Raw genomic sequence first — 19,868 nt, 5'->3', positions numbered from 1 at the left:
GCAAATGAGGCCATATAATGAACATCTTACCGGACTGACAATCAACTACATAACGAGAAAGGTGTTCACGGAAATCGCAAAAATGGTGCACTTTTTGATGTTCGTGAAAATTCAATCAATTGACTATCAGGTAATTACTCTAAATACTGCCTGGCAAGCGGCGGCGGCGCGAACACTTAGTGTATCGAGTTCGATTGTACTTAACCAATAGTCCATAGCTATCCTTTAAAATTACTATGATAGTTCTTTACTTAACGAAATTGCCCAACAGGCGCACCGAACACAAAAACCGCGCCTTAAAAAAGGGGGCGGTTTTGCTTTAGGTGTTTGAAAGAACACGCGTCGTCTTCTCCCCGTGCGCCTGGCTATTACTCACTTCAAAAAGAAATCCAATAATCCTTTTTGCACCTGCGCAGTCTGCTCCTGTACTATCCAGTGCCCGGCATCTTTGATGATCACCTCGTGCACATCAGACGCTACGAGCCTGCTATGCGCAGCTAGGTACGACCCGGCAGAATGATCGGCCCCCATGGCCAACAAGGGTATAGGAAGCTTTTTCTTTGCAAATTCCACATTGTCTTTGGCGTCCTGGTTAAATTTCCCGAACCAGAGGAATGCCCCCGTTGTTGCGCCGGGTACAGAATAGGCACGAATAAACTCATTTCTCTCGGCTGCGGTAAAACTATTATTTTTAAACCCGACGGTCGGCCAGAAATCCGTAAAAAACAGTCCTACTTTGCCTGAAACAAGATCGCCTGAATGCGGCTGCGCAAAAAAACCAAACCACCACGCCTGCGACCTGACCTGGCTCCATACCGGCTCGATGCCGGGTAACAGGGCATCTAATAACGCTATCTTTTTTACGTCCGCAGGAAATTGTGCCGCATAGGCGTAGGCCACCATCAGGCCTATATCGTGCCCAACTAAATTGATATGTTGAAAGCCCAGCTTTTTCATCAATTCGTGCATATCCACGGCCATATTCTTTTTGTCGTAACCGCCCGCCGGCTTGCCTGATTCACCAACACCACGCATATCAGGTGCGATAACGACAAAATGTTTAGATAGTTCGGGTAGTAAACGATTCCACATATACCAATTTTGTCCAAAACCGTGTATCAGTAACAATGGTTCGCCTTTGCCGCCGATGACGTAATGAATTTTGACACCATTAACAGTGCCGTATTGGTGTTTAAACCCCACAGGTGGCGAAGCCGGCTTGATCGTTTCGGCAAACCCGGCAGCCGAATAAATAAAAAGCAGCGCCGTTAGCACCAGTAGCTTCATTTTTTTTAGTGTTTTCATGGTTTTTGTTATTTAGTACAGTTTATTGTTTTTGGATTTGGGTACCCTTTGGAAATCACTATACTACAAGACTATCCGGTTTGCACAGACTCCAGTTAAAGATAAGTATTTAAATTAAGCAGCTTATATACTTATATTGAAGCTATTAGAAGGTACACCGCCTAAGATGCGGTGACAGATTCATGAACTTACGGAAATAAAAAAAGGGCTTTTCACATGGAAAAGCCCTTTTTTATCCGGACCATGTTAGTTCACTTTAACAGTTCGCCCCGTGTTTTTATCATCAAAAAAAGTGATACTAACCATTTGGTCATTAAGTTTGACAAAGCGTGCTGATTGCGAAAGGAATGACGAACCATAATAAAACTCCTGCTTCTCGGTTTTACCGTTTTTATAAGTTATCAACGCATAACTGTCCGTTGCCGCAGGGGAAATAGTATTCGACCTGGAATTCAATTGATAAACCTTCATAAAGCCTTTATCCTGACTTGCTGCCAATAGCAGGTTCCCTTTATTGTCCCTCAACTTAACCAAAGCTTTGCCGTTTCCGGGAATGTAAATACCGCTTTGAGCAATGGTCATCGGCTTAAAACCGCCCCTGCCGTCGCCTTTCAGTATCAAACCATTGAACGCATCATACCTGCCGATGGAAACGTCGGTGCCGTAATCATTACCGTTAATGGCCACATCCTGGTTGCCATCACCATCGAAATCGCCTGTCACCATCCCATTCAAAGTTGAGAATTGTGCCTCAGCGGGGAGCGGTATGATGGTAAATTTCCCATTCCCGTCATTGCGCAAATAGCACGACTTTAACATATTTGCTTTAAGACGCAAGGCCCCCTTTCGCTGTTCGGGTGATAATATGTCATCCATAGTAGCGGTAGCGTAGGATTTGTAATTGGTGTACTTCTTTTTCATGCTGATCATCTGTTTCAGCATATCATCACGTCCATGCATAGGAAACTCCTTCTTATCACCATTCTGATCGGGCAGGAAGATGGACGGTATAGCAGAGTAGGTTCCGCTCTGATCGAAATCTTTTGCGGTAATGTATATGGGATATTTATCGCTGGCTTGCAGTAAGCTGTTTTCACCCAGGTTTCCGACAATATAATCCATGCGGCCCGTGTGCCTGAAATCGCCGGCAACAATTGAATTCCACATACCCAATTGCGTGCCTACGCCAGTCTTCGAGGTCACGTTTACAAATTTTCCATGATCGTTCTTAAGAAATGTAACCGGCATCCACTCTCCTGCCATCACCAGGTCGGGCCAGCCGTCGCCGTCAAAATCAGTAAAAAGGCCATCGCAAACCATGCCGATATTTGTTAAGGCAGGCGCAACCTCGCTGGTCACATTGGTAAATTTCACCACACCGTTCTGGCTGTCGTTGCGCAGTATGCAGCTTGACACCGGCCTGGGATAATTCCATGGGTCTACCCTGCCCGAAACAAACAGGTCAAGTTTGCCATCTTTATTATAATCCACAGCCCGCACGCATAGTTTACTGGTATGATCTGTTGGCAATGCATTTGCCGCGAGAGTAAAATTTCCTTTCCCATCGTTAATATATAAACGGTCCTGGTAGTTTGGGCTGCCGGGAGCACTCTTGTAACCTCCGCTGGCGATATACAGATCCGGCTTACCATCTCCATTGGCATCGAACAGTAACATACCCTCATCTTTGGTTTCAGTAAACTTACCTTTCTGATCGGGGAACAGGTCGCGCCTTATAAATTTACCGTCGGCCTGCTGCAAAAACAATTGAGAGTGAAGTGCTGAATTGCCTGCGGTGATGATATCGTCCAAACCGTTGCCATCAACATCGGCCACTGCCAGCGCCGGGCCATATTCCGATAGTTTGTGAGGTATTAATTTTTGAACATTGAAGTCGATAAAATCGCCCTCATCGTGGTGGTACCTGATATTTTTCACACTATCCACCTCGGTAAACAAGGCATTCGGGGCAACCTTTGGCTGTTCCCATGAATAAGATTCATTTGCATTAACAACGTTAGCCGTAACTACCTGGTCGGCTTTCACATTTTTCAGCACCTGTTTTTTACCATTCGGCCAGCGAATAACTACTGAATCCAGTTTACCGGTTTTCCCGAGGCCAAAATGCGCGATATTTTCGTCGGTAGACAGGTAACCCCGGTAAGGATTATTTTCAGATACCTGGTGTTTGCCGTTATCATAGTATATATCGGCCCAGGCTCCTAAACCCCCGGGGTTGTGCCCGGCCCCCTTGAATTTTACCTGTATAAAATGCGTATCGGTGCTATCCTTGTCGCGCGAAGTATTTCGATAGACAAATGCTTCGTCATTAATGTTATTAACGATCATGTCCATCGCTCCATCGTTGTCCAGATCGGCATAGACAGCACCATTGGAAAAGCTTGGTACCGCAAGCCCCCAATCCTTAGTTTCGTCCTCAAAGGTCAGATTGCCTTTATTGCGGTAAGCATAGTTATGTATCTTCACAGAAGGTATTTGCTCTAATACCTGTTTTTTTGACCCGATTGCATACGCATTTTGCCGGTAAACCATAAAATCATGATCTGTTACATCCTTAGGGAACCCATTAGTAACTATCACGTCCCGGTAACCATCATTGTTAAAATCGGTGATCACAGGTGTCCAGCTCCAATCCGTTTGAGCTATGCCGCTCATAAATGCGATCTCACTAAATGCCGGAGCGCCAAGCGAATCGTTTTGCAATACGCGCGGACCCTGGTTTAGCTGCAAGGTGTTTCGCACATACTGATATTGAATATGAAAAAGATTAAAGCTTTGAATAGTTTGATAACTGTTTGGTGGCATCATCATTTTCTTACGATAATTATCTTCCGGGTTCATATCCAGCTCAAAAACATCAGCGAGGCCATCATTATTGATATCAACTATGTCCTGCCCCATCGCATTGAACGAGGTATGCTTAAAATACTCTTTTGACCTGTCGGTGAAAGTACCGTCGTGATTATTGATGTACAACAGGTTCGGCGAGAGGAAATCATTGCTTACATAAATATCTTTCCAGCCGTCACGGTTAATATCAACTACAGTCGCTGCATGGCCTAGTCCCTGCAGATCGATGCCTGCTTTAAAAGAAACATCGTGAAAAACAGGATGCTTCAGCTTTGCATCCCATTCGGCATGATATAATCTCCCCATGCTTGAATGCGGGTATTTAGCCGCAGCAGGGCCAAAAATATTGGGGTAGTAGGTTGAACTGGCCTCGTTATCTGTAAGGTACATATCCGGATTACCATCATTGTCATAATCAAAAAAGGTAGCCATGGTTGATTGTATATGAACGTCAAGTCCATATTCCTTTGCCATTTCTTTAAAATGCGGCACCCCATCCTTATCAACCCCCTGGTTAACATACAATAAGTTAACCCTGCGATTTGAATCGGCATAAACCGTATTACATACATAAATATCCATCAGGCCGTCGCTGTTAATGTCGACAACTGAAACCCCTCTTCCCCATCGGCCCGTGCCGCTTACGCCGGCTTTGTCCGTTACATCCTCAAATTTGAAATCCCCTTTGTTGAGATACAGTTTATTGGACACAACGTTGCCGGTAAAATAAAGGTCCTGCAAGCCGTCGTTGTTGAAATCTCCTACACCGATTCCACCGCCGTTGTAAATATTGACGATATCGAAAGGATTTATGGTGTCATTTTCAACGATCTGGTTATTAAAATGAATACCGGAATGCGACGAGGAAATTTTTTCGAAAAGTGTATGTTTCTTACATGAAAAAAAACTTAAAAGGCCAAGCAGAAACACAAATGGATAAAACTTTTTCATATATACAGTTTAATAACCGGGAAGCCAGGAGTTCCGATTGAATTTAGCTATTTAATTGGTTTGCTCAAAACCCGGTGATAAAAATACCAGGCAGTGTTATACCTGGCTCTATTAACTAAGAAAGGCTTTCCCCGAACGGGGAAAGCCAAGCCAATTATAAATCAACTCTCATGTTGTGTATTGAGTTCTCATCGGTAAGCAGGGTTTTGGGTCAGGTTCGGGTTAAGCCCGATAGCTGCCTGCGGTATAGGCAACAGGTCGCGCCCGTCTGGTAGCGCCGTACGCCAAACACCATGCGGCTGACCGTCATGTGTCGGGCCCGGAGCCGGATTAGGCTGCGGGGTCGACGTTGCGTCTGTTCCGTATGCTTCATGAATAAAGGCAGCCGCCACACCGGGGCCTGCCCTGCGAAGGTTATAGAACAACGAATATTCGCCTGTCAGTTCATGCCTGTATTCGCTCAAAACCATTTGCAATGGGTCGGTTATAGGCGAAGCTGCTGTACCGTCGTATTTGGCGCCGTCCTGCATAGTTGCCGGAGCCGTGCCACCCCATGCCCTGTCTCTTACGGTCTTAATATCGGCCAAACCTCCTGCAACATCGCCTGTGCGGATTTTACACTCGGCCCTGTCAAGCAATATTTCCGCGTAACGCAGCATTATTTGGTTTTGCGAACCGAAGATAACCTGTGAACCCGAATTACCGGTTAGGTTAGGGTCTCTCCATTTTTTTGCGCAGTAATAGCCGGAACGTTTTTGGTCGGATACACCATACCACGGCTTTGTAGCCGTTCCGCAGGTATTGATGATCTTACCGTCGTCTCCTATATAGCGGGGGTCGCCGTTGGTAAAGCCCGAAACTACTTCAGGATATCCTTTTATGCCGCCCCATTTGGCAACTATGCCAGGGCTAACAATCGCATCGCCGGGACCGATAATAGTGCCCGCCTTGCGCAGATCGCCTGGCTGATAAGAAAGCCACAGACCCGGGTTGCCATAGTCGTATCCAAAGTTGTCTACTTCTTCAGGCCAGCTAAAATCGTCTATCCAGGCAACCTCGCCACCATTCTGCCAGCCACCGTCCCAGCTTTGTGAACCCTGAACGTCAAACTGTATCTCGAACAGCGATTCATCATTGTTTTGATGGTCAAATTCGTGAACGTCCATAAAGTTTGGCAACAAGTGGTAGTTGTTTGTTAGTTCTGGATTATTGAAAGCAGTTAAAGCCGCCGCATAATCGCCCAACCACATTTGAGCGGAACCTTCATAGCCGTAAGCAGCTCCTTTGGTTGCTCGGCCCAGATCAGTAGAAGGTAGTGTTGTTTTAGACAAAAGCAGCTGTTCTGCCTGCTGCATATCCGCTACTACCTGTTTGAAAACCTCATCCTGTGAACTTCGCGGTGTCAGTCCATTTGATGTTGGGCTCAATTCTAATGGAACCCCACCAAATGAGCCGGCGAGATAATAGTAGGTCATACCCCTCAAAAAGTAAGCTTCACCTGTAAGGCGGTCGGCCAAAGCCGGTGTCACTATTCCCTTCGCTTTCGCATCTGCTATGATACCAAAGGCAGCGTTGGCCCTGGCTATACCAATGTAGGCGTTGTTCCAGAAGGTCGAGAGGGCACCGAAATCGGAGTTGATCTGGTAATTGTTCCAAACAATATCAGCTCCATAGTTGAACCAGTCGTGTGTCTGGAAATTCGCATAGTACCAGATCGATTTCTTTAAAAGATCGCTGTTTTGGTAGCTGTCGTAAATGCTGTTTACCAGGGCCACTACATCCGATGATTTTTGGAAGGTTGCACCCGCCGTAGACGAGAAAGTATTCGTCTGGTTTAAAAAGCTCTTTTTACAACTGAGCGGGATCAATAGCACCGCGACCAGGGCTATCAGTGAAATATTTTTCTTATTCATTTTCATATCTTTCAATATTATATTGCTCTTTATTTGAATGTCACATTTAAACCGATAGTGTAAAACCTGGATGACGGGTAAGTGCCATTATCCACACCGTTCTGGGTTGCATTTCCTCCCTGCATACCTACTTCAGGATCGAGCCCTTTGTAGCTTGTTATTGTAAACAGGTTTTGGGTTGAAAAATACACCCTTACTTTGGCTAGTGACGCCTTGCTCACAAGGTCTGATGGCAATGTGTAACCCACGGTTACGTTTTTCAATTTCAGGAAACTGCCGTTCTGTATCCATGAACTTGATGGCACATTGCTGCCGATGGCGTCGTCATTGTAATTGGCCCTGGCGTAAATGTTGGATGGATTGGTAGACGTCCAATGATGCAAATAATAATCATAGCTAACGTTTTCCACACCCACAAAACTCCTGTTCTGGAAACTTTCCAGCGAGCTTTCTTCATAATTCAGTATCTTGTTTCCGTAAACGCCATAGAAATAAGCGTTAAAATCCCATGCTCTGTACGAAAAGTCAAAGTTCAGACCTCCATAAAACTTCGGTATCGGGCTACCCAGGCTCACCTGGTCAGCCGGAGTAACCTGTCCGTCGCCATTGGTATCAGCAAAATAGCGATCGCCGGGGCCTGTTGCTGTTTTCTGGTAGTAAGGATTGGATGGGTTCTTAGCCGCTGCCGAGGCATTCAAAGCATCCACCTGTGCCTGTGTCTGGAATATACCAAGTGTTTTATAACCATAGAATTCGCCTACGGGCTGTCCTACATTTGTTTCAGTAAAGGTAGACCAGCCAATACCGGCTAAACTAAGACCACCAAAGTTGGTTACGAAGTTTGTTCCTGAAGTAATACTCGTCAGTTTATTGCTAACTGTGGTTAGGGTTAAACCCACGCCATATTTGAACTCACTTGTTCTGTGATTATAGTTGATTGCAAACTCGAAACCTTTATTTTCCATACTGCCCACATTACGGGTAAGGAAATTGTAACCTGTCTGTGCAGGCGCTGCCAGCGTTAGCAGAAAGTCTTTTGACTTCCTGTCGAACCAGTCGACTGTTACGGTCAGATCGCCATGAAGGAACGATATGTCCGCGCCAATATCGGTTTGGGTATCTGTTTCCCATTTCAGATCAGGGTTTGATGGTTGTACCGAAGCAATACCTCCCTGGTACAACTTATCAAACGGATAACCAAGGTTACCACTGGTTGCCGGTGCCGATCCTGTTGAATAAAGCGCCTGGTACTGGAACAGGCCAATTGAGCCCTGGTTACCGACCTCGCCATAGCTGGCCCTGATCTTCAGATCGGATAGCCAATCCACATTCTTCAAAAACGACTCTTCTTTAGCTTTCCACGCAACAGCGCCAGATGGGAATGTACCATATTGATGCCCTGCGTCAAATTTCGAAGAACCGTCGCGCCTGATAGTACCTGTTATCAGGTATCTGTCGTTGAAACTGTAAGATAGCCTGGCAAATTGTGAAGCCAGGGAATAGATGCTTTGCCCATTGCCCAAAGCGTCGAGCTGCAGGTTACGCACCTGGCCCAAATCGCGAATAACGCTGTTGGGTGGGATACCGCTGCCGCCCATGGCGGTGTACGTATTCTTTTGTTCCGAAACACCACCTACAAAATTTATGGTGTGCTTACCGAAGGTCTTGTCATAAGAGATGGTATTTTCCCATAACCAGTTAAAAGTTTGGTTCAGATGCTGGCTATAAAAAGCATTTTGGGTTGCACCACCCAAATTATATTGCTGATCGAGGCGATCATCCTCCGGCTGGAAGAAATAACCATTGTATTCGTTCACGTTAACACCCGCATTGGTTTTTATCTTAAGCCCATCAATTATAGTAGCCTCTAATGAAGTGTTGGCCAGCAAAAAGTTGGTCAGGTTTTGATAACGGTCATTTTCTACCGTGAAAACCGGGTTACCATATTTGGCTACATAAGTATTTTGCGGGTTATAAAAGCCATAATTGTTATTATTATCCTTTATCAGCGAGGTTTGTTTATTACCGCCATCCAATGTCGGAGGCAATTGGGTTAATTGCACCAGGCTGCCTGTCCCGAAAGGATTGTTTGAATCCTGGTAAGTGTATTTGGCACTGGTTGACGATTTCAGCCATTTCATAGGACTATAATCGACATTTGAACCTAATGTTACCCTTTTGAAGTATGAGCCTAGAACAATACCTTTCTGATCATAATATCCAAGTGACGTTGCGGATTGTACCTTTTCGCTGCCGCCGCGTATAGCCAGGCTATAGCTTTGGGTTTGCGCAGTACGGTACATTGCATTTTGCCAGTCGGCATTAGTTAACGAGGCTGGGGTACGCCATTGCTGCAATTCGGCAAAGTTGTGTTGCGGGTCTGCATCAGCCACCTCATTAGCCAGCGTGGCCCACTGCTGGGCGTTCAGAATATTGTATTCTTTTGGCTTGCTTTGGAATGCGTTGTATGCATCGAATGAAACCTGGACGCCATCCTTCCTTCCCTTTTTTGTTGTTACGATGACAACGCCATTTGCAGCGCGTATACCGTAGATCGCAGTTGCAGATGCGTCTTTCAATACATCAATAGATGCAATATCGCTCGGGTTGATATTGTTGATACTGCCGTCGAGAGGATAACCATCCACAACATATAGCGGCCCATTACCACCACTGGCAAGACTACCGATACCACGTATAAGTACGCTGATATTACCGCCGGGTGAGGCATCATTGCTCACAACCTGCACGCCCGCCGCCCGGCCCTGTAATGCCTGGTCAAGGGTAGTAACCGGGACTGATGCGATCTGCGCCGCTGTCACGGAGCTAACCGACCCGGTCAGGTCTTTTCGCTTGGCGGTACCGTAGCCGACAACTACAACCTCAGAAAGTGCTTTGTTATCGGTTGCCATTTTGACATCGACAACGGCCCGCCCGCCTACAGGAACCTCCTGCGTTGCATAGCCGATATAAACAAATACCAGCGTGCCGTTAGCCGCTGCAGCGATGGAGTAATGACCGTTTACATCGCTGACCGTTGTAGCCCGGGAGCCCTTAACTGTGATGGTTACTCCCGGCAAAGGCGATCCGCTATCGCCATCGGTTACCGTTCCTTTAACGGTATTACTTTGTGCAAAACCGGGGCTGCTTACCAGCAGCAGCGATAAGCACAACCCGACTAAAGTCACGACGTGAATAATTCGTAATTTTTTAATCATAATAAGTTTTGATGAAGTTGAAAATTGGTTGTATTTGACAATGAATAAAATTATTGCCCGGGAGGCACCAACTGTAACACAAATGTTAAAGTTTATACAACAAATGTTAACCCGGTGTTTTTTAATTGACTATCAGATAATTATAAAAATAAATCTTGTCTATGAAATTTTATTTTCGGCAATTAATGGTCTATTTATAACATTTGTTGATACTATTTTACACGTTGTTTTGTACGTATTTTTAAATGGTACTCTTTTAACACTTTAAAAAGTTCCGGTTCCTGTTAATTATTATTGTATATCTAACATTTATTCATAATTTAGATTCACCGAAGGCTAGCCGGCCATACCAATTATAACGTTAATGAGAGTGAGACTTTTCTTCCTGGTGGTGTTGTTTTTTCTAAGTCAACATACGTTGTTTGGCCAAAACAATCCCTATCAATTCTATAACCTGGATATTAATAACGGGCTATCAAATAACCAGATCAATTGCATCTTCAGGGACTCCAATGGTTTTATGTGGTTTGGCACAACGTCGGGTCTTAACCGGTATGATGGTTATAAATTCAGGGTTTTTAAGAATGACAGCAGGGACACCAATTCTATCGCCCAAAATTTCGTCTCGAACATATTTGAGGGGCCGGAAAACAAAATGTGGGTATTAACACACAATTATTTCAGTATTTATGACCCGCAAACCGAAAAATTCTCTAATAATATACATAGCCAGCTCGACAGGTTCAAGGTTGGCACATCAGACTTGCGGTTAATTAAAAAAGACAGCTGGGGCAATTTTTGGTTCATTACAAACAATAAGGGTGCTTACTGCTATCAGCCACAAAGCGGCATAACTGAATTTTTCGATCATTCGGCTAAATCGAAGATTTCCCTTCACTCCGACCAGGTGATGGATATTGCTGATTGTGGGAATGGTATTATCTGGGTGATCTATGGCGACGGCACACTCGAAAAACTGGATATAAACAACCACCGTATTATTGAAATTGCACATGTGCCGTCCACAACCGGGGGCAAAAGCAATCTTTCATTTTTTGCAACCGTTGATCGGCAGCAGAATCTTTGGCTATGGGCAAACGGAAGCCAGATAGGCGTATACAGGTACGATGCCGGTTCAAGAACTTTTAAACATTTCGCTAAAGAAGAGCCCCGCTACAAGTTAAATTCCAACATTGTTAATTCCATTACAGTTGGCGATGACGAAAAGATATGGATAGGCACGGATCATGGAGGAATCGATGTTATTGACCCAAAAACTTTCAATATCATTTATCTAACCTCCCGCGACGATGATCCTAAATCACTCAAGGGAAATAGTGTGGTATTATATAAGGATCTGGAAGGCATCATTTGGGCGGGGACCTACAAACAAGGTATAAGCTATTACCGCAAAGGTATTTTCCAGTTCCCGCTTTACAGGCATTTCCCCGCAGACAAAGCAAGCCTGCCTTTTGAAGATGTGGACTGCTTTAAAGAAGATAAAGCCGGCAATTTATGGATAGGTACAAACGGAGGCGGGCTGATCTACTTCGACAGAAAAAGCAATAAATACACCCGCTACACGCATGACCCTGGCAATGTCAACAGCTTAAGCAACGATATTGTTATAAGTTTGTGCATAGACCATGAGGGTAAGCTTTGGATAGGAACCTATTTTGGCGGACTCGAATGTTTTGATGGGAAAACATTCGTTCACCACAGGCATAATGATAAGATAGCCGGGACCATTTCAGATGATCGCGTATATTGCCTGTTCGAAGATCGGTCACATAACATCTGGGCAGGCACGTTTGCCGGCGGTATCAGTGTTTATAACAGGAATACGAATTCGTTCTACAAACCTTATCCCAATTTAAGCTCAAGTTATGTAGCAGTACTTTATCCTGACGAGCAGCAAAATGTTTGGGTTGGGGAAGATGAAGGGATCGACGTTATCAATACCAAAACCAACAAGGTCACACGTTATATCCATCAAGCCAAAAACCCCAATAGTCCTATCGCTTACGATATTAATGGCATAACCCAGGATAGCAGAGGATTAATCTGGATAGGGACGAAAGGCGGTTTAAGCGTACTAAATCCTAAAACGGGTAAATTCACGAACCTGGATGACAATACAAATCTTCCGGCAAATAATGTCCTGAACATTTTAGAAGATAAGCAGAAACGGATGTGGTTAAGCAGTTCCAACGGCATTGCATGTATTACTATTACCGGTAACAGGAACAACTACCAATTTGATATCAAGAATTTTGATGAAGCCGATGGATTACAAGGCAGAGAATTCAATTTAAATGCTGCTTTCAAAACGCGGAATGGTGAAATGATATTCGGCGGGGCACATGGATTTAACTTATTTGACCCATTAAAAGTTAATATCCAGGTTCGTAAACCGCAGCTGGCCTTTACAGATCTCCAGCTTTTTAATAAAAGTGTGGCGGTGGGCGATACAATAAGAGGATCTGTGGTTCTTCAAAAAGCCATATCGTCAAGCCGGTCTCTTGTTTTCAATTACAGACAAAATGTTTTCAGCATTGAATTTGCAGCTGCTGACTTTTTCAATCCTAACAAAATCCAATATCAATACAAGCTGGAAGGGTTCGACAAAGGATGGCTGAACAGCCCGGCTACATCACGAAAAGCTACCTACACCAACCTTGATGCCGGTGACTATGTCTTCAAAGTCCGTGCATTCAATAGTAATGATGCCCGCAACGCGGGCACAATCGCACTTAAGATCAGGGTTCTCCCTCCGTTCTGGAAGTCCCCACTCGCTTATATACTGTATGCCATAGCTTTCATAGCAGCCTTGCTCTATATCAGGCACCGCGGCATACTAAAGCTGAAAAAGGAATTCGAAATAAAGCAACACCAATTGGAGACCGAGCGTCAGATCGCAAAGGAACGGGAAGAAGCCCACCGGATGCACGAACTGGACCTGATGAAGATAAAGTTCTTCACCAACGTGAGCCACGAATTCAGAACGCCATTATCACTTATCCTGTCCCCTATTGACCAACTGATCAAATCGAGTGACAAACCCGATCAGCAACAACAGCTAACCATGATAAAAAGGAATGGCCGGCGGTTACTTAACCTGGTAAACCAGTTGTTGGATTTCAGGAAAATGGAGTTCAAAGAGTTGAAACTAAGCTCAGCTAACGGTGATATTGTGAGTTTTACAAGAGAGGTATCGGCCTCGTTTTCAGATATTGCGGATAAAAAGAATATCCGCTTTGCTTTCGACTCCGAAATCGAATCTCTTTTCACTGCATTCGACCACGATAAACTTGAGCGCGTATTATTCAACCTGCTGTCAAACGCTTTTAAATTTACACCTACCGGGGGTCATATTTGTGTGCTCCTTAGCCTGAAGGCTGAAGCCTGCGCCGACGGCAAACAACTGCTTGAAATAAAAGTGCTGGACACTGGCATCGGCATCAATGCAGATAAGCAGGAAAAGATATTTGAAAGGTTTTTTCAGGATAATATGCCCCAAAATCTGTTAAACCAGGGCAGTGGCATAGGTTTATCCATCACACGTGAATTCGTAAAAATGCATGGCGGCGATATCTCTGTCGAAAGCGAGGTTGGTGAAGGAAGTTGCTTTACCATTCTTTTGCCTGTTATTGCTGAACATCGGGTGCCGGAAACGGACGGACAGCAAAAAATGGCGCCGGAATCGAAAAAGGCCAAAGAACATACAGGCGATCCGGCACGGAAGCCACTTGTATTGTTGATAGAAGATAACGACGATCTGCGCTTTTATCTTAAAGACAATTTAAAACACTTGTTTACTATTATTGAAGCAAATAATGGCAAAGAGGGTTGGCAGAAAGCTTTGGCTTTACACCCCGGCATCATAGTGAGTGACATTCACATGCCAGAAATGAACGGCATAGAATTATGCGAAAAAATAAAAGCAGATAGCAGGACAGCGGACATACCGGTAATACTGCTTACCGCTTTGTGCGAGGAGGAAGACCAATTGTCGGGACTGGGAAGCGGCGCTAATGATTACGTGATGAAGCCTTTCAACTTTGAGATATTGCTTTCCAAAATGCAGAACCTGCTGCATTTGCAGGAAACGCTGAAAAGGACCTATCAAAAACACGTCGAAGTAAACGTACAGCAAATGGAGATCGAGTCGGAGGACGAGAAATTCATAAAAAATGCGGTTAATATCATTGAAGCAAATATTACTAATTATAATTTCTCGGTTGAGGAATTAAGCCGGCTTCTGCTAATGAGCCGGGTATCTTTATATAAAAAATTGCTGACTCTTACCGGCAAAACACCCGTCGACTTTATCAGGTCCATCAGGTTGAAAAAAGCGATCCAATTATTGCAGAAAAGCAAGCTGAATATTGCAAGTGTAGCTTATGAAGTAGGATTCAGCAACCCTACCTATTTTGCCAAAGTATTCCGTGAAGAATTCGGAGTGCTTCCCTCAGATTACGTCAACCAGCTTAAGAGGAATGAGGCCAGCCACGAAAGGAGCCTGGCCGGGGTTAAATAGTATCATCATCTGATGCTATCTCTCTTACGAACACGTGATCTTACACGGATTTAACATTTATTATATTTATTTTAACTTTTGTTGCAGGTAAAAAAAAATGCTTCAAATAGTTTTACAGCATATTGTCATTGGATAAATTCGATGACTCTTTTTTAGTTTACTTGGGCGATACCTGATATGCTGTTTAACCTGGATTTCAGAAATATTTTCAGACCTGTTTGTTGCGCAATATTGGCATTGATCCAATCGACGGCATTTGGTCAATATAAATATCCATTTCAGAACCCGAACTTACCTGCTGAAACACGCATAACGAATTTGCTTTCATTAATGACCATTGATGAAAAGGTAGACTGCCTGGGCACCAACCCAACGGTCGAACGGCTTGGCGTGAAAGGTACCCGCCATATTGAAGGACTTCATGGTGTTGCAATGGGTATTATTGGCAATTGGGGTGGCAAAACGCCTGTGCCTACAACTATATTTCCGCAAAGTATTGGCCTGGCCGAGACCTGGAGCCCCGAATTGTTGGAGCGCGCTGCATCAATAGAGGCCAATGAAGCAAGATATCTTTTCCAATCAGAAAAATATAAAAAAGGAGGACTGGTGGTTCGGGCGCCTAATGCCGATCTCGGACGCGACCCGAGATGGGGCCGCACTGAAGAGTGCTATGGAGAGGATGCTTTTTTTAATGCAACAATGGTTGTAAGTTATATAAAAGGGCTGCAGGGCAACGATCCGAAGTATTGGGAAACCGCGGCCCTGATGAAACACTTTTTGGCCAACAGTAATGAAGATGGTAGGGACAGTAGCAATTCGGTATTTGATAGCAGGTTATTTAACGAATATTATGGGTACACTTTTCGCAAGGGTATAGAAGTTGGCGGTTCAAAGGCGTACATGGCTTCTTATAATAAAGTTAATGGCATCCCGCAGGCTGTAAATCCTATGCTTAAAAATATTACGGTTGACCAGTGGGGACAAAATGGCATTATATGTACCGATGGCGGTGCCTATAAGCTTTTGATGACTGCCCATCATTATTACACAACTCCGGAAAAAGCTGCTGCGGGATGTATCAAAGCGGGTATTAACCAGTTTCTCGATAACTACAAGGCTGGTGTAAAAGGCGCGCTGGATAACAATTTAATAACAGAATCGGATATCGACCAAAACCTGCGCGGCGTGTTCCGGGTGATGATCAAGCTTGGTCAGTTGGATCCGCCTGAGATGGTACCTTATTCAGCAATTAAAGATGGACCTGAACCCTGGTTAAGCAAAAGCCATCAGGATTTTGCACGGTTGATCACTCAGAAATCGATCGTATTACTGAAGAACACGCAAAACCTTTTACCGCTTGATAAGAACAAACCCGGAACTATAGCGGTAGTCGGTCCCCGGTCAGCAGAAGTATTACAGGACTGGTACAGCGGCACCCCACCGTATAGTGTGAGTCCGCTGGAAGGAATAAAAAATAAGGTCGGGACGGGCGTGAACGTAATTCACACTACAAATAATTTAGTTGCCATAAGTATGGCCAAAGCTGCAGATGTCGTTATCGTATGTGTAGGTAACAATCCTTCAGGCAATTTGGGGTGGAAAAAGGTGGACGGACCGACCGAAGGCCGCGAAGCGGTTGACCGGCAGAGCATAGCGCTTGATTCGTTACAGGAAGAGTTTGTTAAGAAATTGTATGCTGTTAACCCGCATATAGTAATGGTGTTGGTTAGTAGCTTCCCATACGCTATTAATTGGGAACAAGAGCATATAGCTGCTATTCTCCATGTGACCCACTGCAGCCAGGAACTGGGCAGTGCACTTGCCGATGTCATTTTTGGCGATGTTGATCCCGGTGGAAAACTGGTCCAAACCTGGCCTGGATCGGTAAGCCAACTACCCCAAATCATGGATTACGACATCCGGCACGGGCGCACATATATGTATATGAAAGATAAACCGTTGTATCCTTTTGGCTTTGGATTGAGCTATACCACTTTTAAATATTCGAACTTGCGGGCACCGGCTAAATGCGATGCAAAAGACAGCCTTTCAGTTACTATCGACGTGGAAAATACAGGAAAGCGGATTGGCGATGAAGTGGTGCAGCTATATGTTAAACATTTGGGATCGAAAGTTGAACGCCCGTTAAAGGAGTTAAAAGCCTTTAAACGGATAAGCCTGGAGCCCGGAAAAAAGCAAACGGTACAATTAAAATTTGCGGCACAAGACCTTGCTTACTGGAACGATCGGAAAAACGATTTTTTAGTGGAAAGCGAACCTGTGATGTTAATGGCAGGAAGTTCTTCGGCCGATATTAGGGAAACAGCGACAGTACAAATAAAGAATTAATTAAACCAATAATACATTTTCATGATCAGTAAATACCTCCCCAACTACTCCCCTAAGTTGCTAATTATAAGTTTGGCCCTGTTTTGTGCCGATATAGCCCGCGCGTCTGTCAAAAGCTATCACAAAGACGACGATGGCGTAAGCTTTACGCTTGACAAAGGGTTGATGAAGATTAGGGTTTGCAAACCAGATATTGTTGAGGTGAAATACACGGTATTCGAAAAGATGCCTGTGTTTAACTCGCTGGTTGTGAATAATGCATTTAAAATGCCATCGAAATTTACAGTCACCCAGTTTGCTAATAGTATTGATATCAATACCGGAAAGCTTATCATCAGGGTAAATCGCAAGACCAACGCGATCACCTATCTAGATGCTGCCGGGAAGATCATAACATCCGAAGACAAAAGCAATAAAGAGATGCATCAGCAAACCGTGGCGGGCATCGATACTTACAGTTGCAGCACAACTTTTAATTCGCCTGCCGACGAAGCCCTTTTCGGATTGGGGTGCCATCCAACAGATTCTTTATCTATCAATTACAAGGGTCGCAACCAGGATATGGCTATTAAGTATATGACCGGTGCCATACCTGTGTTGCTATCAACAAAAGGTTTTGGGCTCATGTGGGATAATTACTCCGCATCAAACTTTTATGGAACCGAAGCCGGTAATACAAAATTTAAATATGTTTCGGAAAGCGGAAAACAGGTCGACTATTATTTTTTCTACGGCCCGGCCTTTGACCATATTATCGATCTGTACCGCATTACCACTGGCAAAGCGCCAATGTACCCCAAATGGGCCTTCGGTCTGTTCCAGTCACAGGACCGGTATTTGAGCCAGAAAGAAATACTTTCAGTTAAGGACAATTATCGTAATAACCATATTCCGGTAGATGTAATCGTGCAGGACTGGTACTATTGGGATCCTCTGCCTATTGGTTCGCATGTGATGAAACCCGAACGCTACCCGGATCCAAAAGCTATGGTAGACGAATTGCACAAAGCTCATATACACGGCATGATATCCATCTGGCCGGTGTTTGGTAAGGGAACACCCAATTATGATGCCCTGGATAAAAATGGCTTCCTGACAAGCATTACCTGGGATAACGTGGTTACGCACACTTTCGATACCTATTACGACGCGCATAACCCTGCCGCCCGCGAAATGTATTGGGACCAGGCACGCGACAGCCTTGTAAAACGTTATGGCTGGGATGCATGGTGGGTAGACCAATGCGAACCCGATAATGGTACACTGCTTGATGAACGCCGCAAAGCCAATTTTTCAGTTGGTAAAGGCATCGATTACTTTAATACCTACTCGCTTGAACATTCCAAAGGCTTGTACAAAGGCTGGCGGCGGGATATCCCGGGCAAAAGGGCCTATTTTCTCATCAGGCAGGCATTTGCAGGAGAACAGCGAAATGCGGCTACCTTATGGTCATCGGATATCTCCTGTTCATACCAGGCGCTGAAGAGCCAGGTGCCGCAAGCCATTAACGCATGCGTATCAGGTATCCCCTATTGGACATCTGACATTGGCGGCTACCATTACCACTGGACCGCCCCGGATTGGTCGAAACCTGAGTTCCAGGAATTATTTACCCGCTGGTTCCAGTTTGGCACCTTCAGTCCTATTTTCCGGATACACGGGAAGGGCGAAAGAGCACTATTCTCAAAAAACTGGAGCGACCAGACCAAAGCCATATTACTAAAATATGATAACCTGCGCTACAGGCTGCTTCCTTATATCTACTCATTGGCGGGCAGGGTAACACAGGAAAATTATACTATTATGCGTTCGTTGGCATTTGATTTCAGGAATGATAAAAACGTATATGATATTCCAGATCAATATATGTTTGGTTCCGCATTCCTGGTAAACCCGGTTACGGAGCAATTGTATTCGGGTGAGAATGCTGCATCAGGCAAACATACGCGTGAAGTATACCTGCCTGCCGGAACTGCATGGTATGATTTCTGGACGGGCAAAAAATACTCGGGCGGTAAAAAAATGGAAGTAAACGTACCGATAGAAACTATGCCGCTGTATGTAAAGGCCGGTTCCATTGTTCCAATGGGCCAGCACATGCAATATGCAACAGAGAAACCCGCGGACAAAATCGAGCTTCGGATATATCCGGGCGCTGACGGCGAGTTTAAGTTTTACGAAGATGAGAACGATAACTACCATTATGAAAAAGGCAGATACGCTACTTTCAAGATCACCTGGACCGACAAATCACACCAATTGAGTATTTCTGATACCAAAGGCAATTTCCCCGGCATGCTTAAAAAGCGGACATTCAACATCGTGCTTGTAAAAGATGCCCATGGCAGCGATGAAGGGATAACAGCAACAGCTGACAAAACTATAACCTATACAGGCAAAGCGATGGTTGTAAAATTATAGTTTAGTACAGCAGGGAATCGCTTTAAAAATAGGGTTAACATGGTTAACACAATTTCATATAGCTGCCATTATAAATTATTGATTATCAATTATTTAATCAAATATCGCCTGAAAAAGTGTTAACCATAAAATAGTGATGCTGGCGAATTACCCCTGTTTCGTCCAGGCAAAATGTAAAGTCACTGCTAAAATTGCTATTTGATGGAATTTTTAAAAGATTTGTCATTCAATCCTGTTGTTTGTCATCCAAATTCCATTTAAAGATAATTTTTGATGCAAAAACATAAAAACATTTGGAAG

The 19,868-nt window shown here is 44.4% G+C and carries 7 protein-coding genes; 3 read left to right on the top strand and 4 right to left on the bottom strand.

Annotated elements, in window-relative coordinates; all coding sequences use genetic code 11:
• Positions 1-372: 372 nt before the first annotated feature.
• The 4 genes from VL525_RS03920 to VL525_RS03905 all read right to left on the bottom strand — a co-directional run bounded on the left by VL525_RS03920 (position 373) and on the right by VL525_RS03905 (position 10,258).
• Positions 373-1,305 carry an alpha/beta hydrolase gene (locus VL525_RS03920; RefSeq protein ID WP_325383561.1) on the bottom strand — a complete coding sequence of 311 codons (933 nt, stop codon included), beginning with the start codon at positions 1,303-1,305 and terminating at the stop codon, positions 373-375.
• 246 nt (positions 1,306-1,551) lie between these two features.
• The gene (locus VL525_RS03915; RefSeq protein ID WP_325383559.1) at positions 1,552-5,127 is read right to left on the bottom strand and encodes a VCBS repeat-containing protein; all 3,576 of its coding nucleotides are present in this window, start codon (positions 5,125-5,127) and stop codon (positions 1,552-1,554) included.
• Between the two features lie 188 nt (positions 5,128-5,315).
• Positions 5,316-7,040, bottom strand: coding sequence for a RagB/SusD family nutrient uptake outer membrane protein (locus tag VL525_RS03910; protein ID WP_325383557.1), 1,725 nt, complete (start codon positions 7,038-7,040; stop codon positions 5,316-5,318).
• Positions 7,041-7,069: 29 nt separating this feature from the next.
• Positions 7,070-10,258: a TonB-dependent receptor gene (locus VL525_RS03905; RefSeq protein WP_325383555.1), complete on the bottom strand. Its 3,189-nt coding sequence runs from the start codon at positions 10,256-10,258 to the stop codon at positions 7,070-7,072.
• Between the two features lie 364 nt (positions 10,259-10,622).
• On the opposite strand from VL525_RS03905, the gene VL525_RS03900 reads away from it, so the two are divergent.
• From VL525_RS03900 to VL525_RS03890, 3 genes are all read left to right on the top strand, one after another.
• Positions 10,623-14,798, top strand: a complete 4,176-nt coding sequence (locus VL525_RS03900) for a two-component regulator propeller domain-containing protein (protein ID WP_325383553.1) — start codon at positions 10,623-10,625, stop codon at positions 14,796-14,798.
• A 177-nt stretch (positions 14,799-14,975) separates the two neighbouring features.
• Entirely contained in the window at positions 14,976-17,147 is a 2,172-nt protein-coding gene (locus VL525_RS03895; RefSeq protein WP_325383552.1) for a glycoside hydrolase family 3 C-terminal domain-containing protein, read from the top strand.
• Positions 17,148-17,168: 21 nt separating this feature from the next.
• Entirely contained in the window at positions 17,169-19,568 is a 2,400-nt protein-coding gene (locus tag VL525_RS03890; RefSeq protein ID WP_325383550.1) for a TIM-barrel domain-containing protein, read from the top strand.
• Positions 19,569-19,868 lie beyond the last annotated feature (300 nt).

It is taken from the genome of Mucilaginibacter sp. (assembly GCF_035492695.1).
Taxonomy (GTDB): domain Bacteria; phylum Bacteroidota; class Bacteroidia; order Sphingobacteriales; family Sphingobacteriaceae; genus Mucilaginibacter.
This window is presented reverse-complemented; position numbering and strand designations above follow the sequence as displayed.

Coding starts and splice junctions, on each gene's coding strand:
- VL525_RS03920 (WP_325383561.1), bottom strand. CDS start 1,305: ATGAAAACACTAAAAAAAATGAAGCTACTGGTGCTAACGGCGCTGCTT.
- VL525_RS03915 (WP_325383559.1), bottom strand. CDS start 5,127: ATGAAAAAGTTTTATCCATTTGTGTTTCTGCTTGGCCTTTTAAGTTTT.
- VL525_RS03910 (WP_325383557.1), bottom strand. CDS start 7,040: ATGAATAAGAAAAATATTTCACTGATAGCCCTGGTCGCGGTGCTATTG.
- VL525_RS03905 (WP_325383555.1), bottom strand. CDS start 10,258: ATGATTAAAAAATTACGAATTATTCACGTCGTGACTTTAGTCGGGTTG.
- VL525_RS03900 (WP_325383553.1), top strand. CDS start 10,623: ATGAGAGTGAGACTTTTCTTCCTGGTGGTGTTGTTTTTTCTAAGTCAA.
- VL525_RS03895 (WP_325383552.1), top strand. CDS start 14,976: ATGCTGTTTAACCTGGATTTCAGAAATATTTTCAGACCTGTTTGTTGC.
- VL525_RS03890 (WP_325383550.1), top strand. CDS start 17,169: ATGATCAGTAAATACCTCCCCAACTACTCCCCTAAGTTGCTAATTATA.